The sequence below is a fragment of the uncultured Campylobacter sp. genome (assembly GCF_938045405.1).
Taxonomy (GTDB): Bacteria; Campylobacterota; Campylobacteria; order Campylobacterales; family Campylobacteraceae; genus Campylobacter_B.
In genome coordinates this window covers 1-5106 of the sequence record NZ_CALIMW010000110.1, presented here as the reverse complement: position 1 = coordinate 5106, position 5106 = coordinate 1, and the positions used below count along the sequence as shown (strand labels likewise).

The window sequence follows — 5106 nt, the reverse complement described above, 5'->3', positions numbered from 1 at the left end:
CAAGCGGATAAAATCGCTATTATAGTTGCGCCAGTCGTAGCCGCCCTACTTTGTCATTTAACGCGAGCGAAAAAGCAAAATTTGTTCCGCCTAACCTACCCTCCTCCGCTTATCAAACAGCTCGCTATTAAGTTCATTCGAGATAAATTTTAATGTATTTGCCAGACAGCGCGGCGGCGTAGGTAAATTTTAAAATTTAATCAATATAAAGGACAAATTTAAGTGCCATTGTTATATAATTTATCTTATTTTTTAAAAAGGAGTTTGAGATGACTTTTATGGAGTCTATTCGCACTTGTCTCAAAGAGAATTATTGCAATTTTGAGGGGCGTGCACCACGTTCAGAGTACTGGTGGTTTGAATTATTTGCGGCACTTTTAGTAATCGTAACGTTAGTATTGGATGGCTTTTTAGGCACCTATGCCGTTACGAGTTCCGGTAGAATGATCGGTTTCATTAACTCAATCTTTTTATTGGCAATACTTTTACCTTCTATTGCCGTAGCAGTAAGGCGTCTGCACGATACCGATAGAAGTGGCTGGTTTTATCTGTTAATTTTTATCCCGATAATAGGCCCGGTAGTATTGATCGTGTTTTTTATCCAGCAAGGCACTAACGGGCGCAACCGCTTTGGAGACGATCCGTTGCGACCTGCAAGCAGAGGCTCGATTTTTTAAACCGTAGCTTTGCAGCACATACATAAGCTTCACAAATAAGCTAAATTTAGGGCTAATCCCATTTTGGGTTTAGCCCTTTGTTTTATCAGACGGCTTTGATCAAAACAGCCTTTTATGTTTAAATTTAGATCCGCCGCGAGATTCAAACTATAAAATTTTAATCCTATTGCCCTTTAATTTCACGATCTTTTTGTCGTTTACGAGCTTCGTAATCGCTTGGGAGACATTTTGGCGAGGCGCGCCGAGCAGGCTTGCAAGCGTCATTATATTAAAGGGAAGCTCCACGATCTTATCGGCGTTTGCGATGCGATTTAGAAAATTTAAAATCCGCGTCTGGATTTTCGCAAAGACGATCTCTTTAATTAAAATCCGTTGCGAGTAGATATTTTTGATAAGCGCGTTTATGATCGAGCTTGCGAACTCGTCTCCAAGCAGCTCAAAAAGCTCCGAGATGTTGATCTGTAGCGTCTCGCAGTCGCTTAAAATTTCAAGGCTAGTATTTTTATCCAAGCAGACGTAGGCGCCGCTTTTTACGAAGCTAAAGATAAATTCCTTGCCGTTTTCGTAACAGTTTAGCTTCGCTTTGCCGCGCAGCAGAATGATAAATTTAAACTTTTGCGCGTAGATCACGTCGCCGCGAACGTAGCTTTCGCGCCTAAATTTGGCAATCTGCTCCCTGCTTAAAAAGTCGAATTTCTCGCTGTAATCGTTACTTAGTCTATCTATCATAGTAGCTCTTTGCATAAAATTTCACGTAAATTTTACATAAAAAGGATAAATTCGTCGCAATCGCGACAAATTTAAATTTATCTTTGATTTATAATTCGCGTTAAAGACAATCTAGAAAGGATACTTTATGAGGAAAATTTTTATCTCATTTATCTGTGCGTGTTCGCTTTTCGGCGGCGAGGTGATCTCTAAAACCGCTACGATCTCGCAAGACGGCAAAGCAATCGGCGAGGCTGAAATTTTAACGCCGATCGAGGTAATATCCAGCGATGGCGGCGTTGCCAAGATTAAAATTAAAGGCGTCGTGAGCGAAAACTATCAGCTTCAAATCCAAAAAAATATGAAAGAAGCTGAAATTTATGCGATTTTTACGAACGAAGCCGAAGCAAATTTTAAAAAGGGCAAAAAGCTCGAGGACGATTACGGCGAGATCTGGTATGAGGCGGAGGGAATTTACGAAATCAGCTCGGATGCCGTAGCTAAGGACGCTAAGGCGCTTTATGCGGAGGCAAAGACGAACTACGAGCAGATCTGCTCGGCATGTCACCGCTTGCATGAGCCAAAGAGCTTCACGGCAAATCAGTGGCCTGCAAATTTGCAAGAGATGATCAATGCAAACTACGTAGCGCTCGAGGGCGACGATTTAAATTTGATCGTAAAATACCTACAACACAACGCAAAAAAACCTGAATGATAAAGGAGATCAGATGAAAAGGCGAGACTTTTTAAAGGCAGGGATTTTAGGCGCAAGCGCGGCGAGCGCTAGCAGGATCGAGGGGGTCACGCAGACGATTTTTGATAACAAAAAGGTATTCGGCGCGAACAGATTCGGTACTTTTTGGCTAAATTTAAACTCGTCGCAGATCGTTTCGGTAAGCGATTTTGAGGGCGATAAATTTCCAAATACGATGAATTACAGCTTGCCCGATTCCGTGCAGAACGAAAACCGCGTGCTCTATCCGATGGTGCGCAAAAGCTATCTAAAGGCAAAAGGCGCGGCAAAGAGCGAACTGCGCGGCAAAGAGGAGTTCGTGCGGGTTAGCTGGGACGTAGCGCTTGATCTAGCGGCGAAGGCTTTGAAAGAAAATTTCGACAAATACGGCGCCGAGGCGATCTACGGCGAGTGCTACTGGTGGGGCGGCAGCGGTAAGATCGGCTGGGGACGCACCGTAGCGCACCGAATGCTTAAAATTTTAGGCGGCTACGTAGAGGAAAGCGGCGACTACTCCACCGGCGCGGGGCTCGTTATCATGCCTCACGTGCTGGGCTCAAGCGCCGTTTACGACGCGCCTACTACGTGGAAAGCGATCGTCAAAAACGCTAAAAACGTCGTATTTTGGGCGACCGATCCTGCGGTAACTAATCAAATTTCATCCATTCCGCCTACGCATGACGGCTACATCGGCATGCAAGAGCTTAAAAAATCAGGCATCAAAACCTACAGCGTAAACGTGATGAGAAACGACACCGCGCGCTACTTCGGCAGCGAAGATATCATCGTGCGCCCGAACACCGACACCGCGCTCATCATCGGCATGTGCCATTATCTGTTTACGAACAACCTCTACGACGAGGAATTTATCAAAAAATACACCGTCGGATTTAATAAATTTAAAGCGTATTTTTTAGGCGAGAGCGATAAAATCGTAAAGGACGCAGCTTGGGCGAGCAAAATTTGCGGGCTTAGCGAGGAGGCTATTGCGAAATTTGCTACGGCGCTTGCAAAGGAGCCGAGCACGATCCTAATCGGTCGCGGTTTGCAGCGCGCTGATCACGGCGAGCAGCCTTTCTGGGCGCTAGTGGCGCTTAATGCTATGCTAGGACATATCGGCAAGGAGGGTCTCGGCTTTGAATTTAGCCTGGGCTACGGCTCTGCGGGCGCTACGAATAAGGTGGCTCCTATTTTAAAGGGACTTAGCACGCGCATAGATGAAAAATATGAAAACACGGGCTCTGCGCCTTGGAAAAACGCGAAAAATATCACCATCCCGTCCTCTCGCAGCATAGAGGCGCTGGAGCATCCAGGAAAGCAGATCGACTACGACGGCACCAAGATCAAGCTGCCGCATATGAGAGTCGCCTATATGGCGTGCGGATCGATGTTTACGCGCCATCAAGACGTGAATAATATTGTGAGGCAGTGGCGTAAATTTGACACCGTCATCACCGCCGAGCCTTACTGGACGAGTACGGCGAAGCTTAGCGACATCGTGCTTCCCGTCGCGATCGAGGTCGAGCGTAACGACATCAACCAAACGGGCGCTACGGGCGAATATATAGTCGCTTATAGACCTGCAATCGAGCCAATGGGCGAGAGCAAGAGCGACTTTTGGATCTGCGAGCAGATCTGCAAGCGTTGGGGATACGGCGAGGTCTTTAGCGAGGGCAAGGACGAGCTAGGCTGGATGAAGGAATTCTACGCCGATGCCGTAGAGCAAGCCAAAGGCCTAAATATAACGATGCCTAGCTTTGAGGAATTTTACGACAAAGGCTTCGTGCGCTTTGAAAAGGACGACGAGAGCAGCGCACTATATACGCGCCTTGCGGCATTCCGCGAAAATCCCGCCAAAAACCGCCTCGGCACGCCGTCTGGCAAGATCGAGCTTTACTCGCCCGTAATCGCTAAGATGGGCTATGCCGACTGCCCGCCGATGCCTACTTGGATCGAGCCTAAAGAGTGGCTAGGCGATGCGAAAAAGACGGCGAAATATCCGATTCACATCGTAAGCCCGCACTCTCGCTACCGCCTGCACAGTCAGCTAAACAACTCGATCATCAGAAATTTCGCCGAGGTTAGCGGCAGAGAGCCGGTGCTGATAAATCCAAAAGACGCCGAAGCTCGCGGGCTTGCGAACGGCGACATCGTGCGCGTTTTCAATGACCGCGGCGAAATTTTAGCGGGCGTGCTCGTTACCGACATCGTGCCTGAGCGCGTCGCAGCGATTTGCGAGGGCGCGTGGTACGATCCAGAGGTTTGGGGCGAGAAGAGCCTCTGCCAGCACGGCTGCGTAAACGTGCTTACGTTCGATAAAGGCACGTCCAAGCTCGCGCAGAGCAACTCGGCTCACACCGTGCTAGCGCAGATTGAGAAATTTAAGGGAGAGATTAAACCTATAACGGCGTTTTCAAAACCTAAAATCCTACAATCTTTGTAGAATTTAACGCGTCGTCTCGCGAGTGCTTTTGAGAGAGATTTGAAATTTTAAGTCTGCGGCAGACTACTTGTCTAGCCTTGACTTAAAATTTCTGCACAACTCTCAAAATCATCTCGCGATACTTCCGCTTGTCTTTTTGTGCTCAAATTTGGTGAAAATTTGAGCACAATTTGCTTCTTTTGTGTGCGTCAAATTTGAATGTAAATTTTGCTCAGGTTAAAAACTCTGCTAAAATTCGCTCAAATTTAACCCAAAGGTCGTGCCGTGCAAATCCCCAATTTAATCCAAAATTTTATCCGCAAACGCATCGTTTTAGAGTCCATTTTGCTGCCTTTTTTCTAACCTGAAGAGAGCGAGTTTGAGAGTTTTCAAGAGGGATATAGGCTCGCTAGCCGCAAAACTGGCGAGGAGCTTGCGGACGATACGCCCGGACAGTGGCGCAAGAGCTGGCGGGTCATCGCGCGTAACGGCATGGACGATCCGTTTTTTGTAGATTTTGCCCTCGGGGATGCCTCGCCCGTGTATTTTGCCTATCACGGCGCGGG

5 protein-coding genes are annotated in these 5106 nt (G+C 47.3%); 3 read left to right on the top strand and 2 right to left on the bottom strand.

Annotated features, from left to right (window positions below; all coding sequences use genetic code 11):
* Positions 1 to 269 precede the first annotated feature (269 nt).
* Positions 270 to 677: a DUF805 domain-containing protein gene (locus Q0140_RS04090; RefSeq protein ID WP_297962157.1), complete on the top strand. Its 408-nt coding sequence runs from the start codon at positions 270 to 272 to the stop codon at positions 675 to 677.
* Between the two features lie 147 nt (positions 678 to 824).
* Here the strand turns inward: Q0140_RS04090 and Q0140_RS04085 are convergent, their stop codons facing one another.
* On the bottom strand, positions 825 to 1406 hold the full coding sequence (locus Q0140_RS04085; protein ID WP_297962155.1) for a Crp/Fnr family transcriptional regulator: 582 nt from the start codon (positions 1404 to 1406) through the stop codon (positions 825 to 827).
* Positions 1407 to 1533: 127 nt separating this feature from the next.
* Between Q0140_RS04085 and Q0140_RS04080 the strand changes: the two genes are divergently transcribed.
* A complete protein-coding gene (locus Q0140_RS04080; protein ID WP_297962153.1) occupies positions 1534 to 2100 on the top strand; it encodes a hypothetical protein in 567 nt (188 codons plus the stop codon).
* Positions 2101 to 2113: 13 nt separating this feature from the next.
* Positions 2114 to 4561: a molybdopterin-dependent oxidoreductase gene (locus Q0140_RS04075; protein WP_297962151.1), complete on the top strand. Its 2448-nt coding sequence runs from the start codon at positions 2114 to 2116 to the stop codon at positions 4559 to 4561.
* 312 nt (positions 4562 to 4873) lie between these two features.
* Here Q0140_RS04075 and Q0140_RS04070 read toward each other — a convergent pair.
* The coding region (locus Q0140_RS04070; RefSeq protein WP_297962149.1) for a hypothetical protein at positions 4874 to 5106 on the bottom strand (233 nt) is incomplete at its 5' end.

Excerpts from the sequence above, each read along its gene's own strand:
- Q0140_RS04090 (WP_297962157.1), top strand. The coding sequence starts at position 270 with ATGACTTTTATGGAGTCTATTCGCACTTGTCTCAAAGAGAATTATTGC.
- Q0140_RS04085 (WP_297962155.1), bottom strand. The coding sequence starts at position 1,406 with ATGATAGATAGACTAAGTAACGATTACAGCGAGAAATTCGACTTTTTA.
- Q0140_RS04080 (WP_297962153.1), top strand. The coding sequence starts at position 1,534 with ATGAGGAAAATTTTTATCTCATTTATCTGTGCGTGTTCGCTTTTCGGC.
- Q0140_RS04075 (WP_297962151.1), top strand. The coding sequence starts at position 2,114 with ATGAAAAGGCGAGACTTTTTAAAGGCAGGGATTTTAGGCGCAAGCGCG.